Source organism: Pseudomonas yangonensis (genome assembly GCF_009932725.1).
Taxonomy (GTDB): Bacteria; Pseudomonadota; Gammaproteobacteria; order Pseudomonadales; family Pseudomonadaceae; genus Aquipseudomonas; species Aquipseudomonas yangonensis.
Genome location: NZ_BLJU01000133.1, coordinates 1 through 322, shown reverse-complemented (window position 1 = coordinate 322; position 322 = coordinate 1). Strand labels below are relative to the sequence as shown.

At 48.4% G+C, this 322-nt stretch carries 1 protein-coding gene; it reads left to right on the top strand.

The window, feature by feature from the left end:
* Nucleotides 1-51: 51 nt before the first annotated feature.
* Nucleotides 52-322: DNA-binding protein (locus tag GYB81_RS23800; RefSeq protein ID WP_161898000.1), on the top strand; the 271-nt coding region annotated here is incomplete at its 3' end.

The following is a 322-nucleotide window of genomic DNA, read 5'->3' as shown; positions in this document are numbered from 1 at the left end:
ACTTTTCCGTACACTGTCCTCGAGACTGGGTGCATTACAGGATGGTAACTGATGGCCAGATTGTTTAGTAGTGAGGCAGCCCGACTGACGGGTAAGAGTAGAACAACACTGCACAGTTTAATTAAAGCAGGTTACCTGTCCACCTGTAGCGGTGAGCGCAATGCAAAAATGGTAGATACTTCAGAGCTTTTACGTGTCTTTGGTCCCTTTGAGCAACTGAAGGGTGAACACCATTCTGGACAGGTCTCTGGACAGCGTGATACAGCCTCTGTTGACCAGTGTGAGCAGGTGATCCGTCATCTGAAACAGGAGATTGAACACC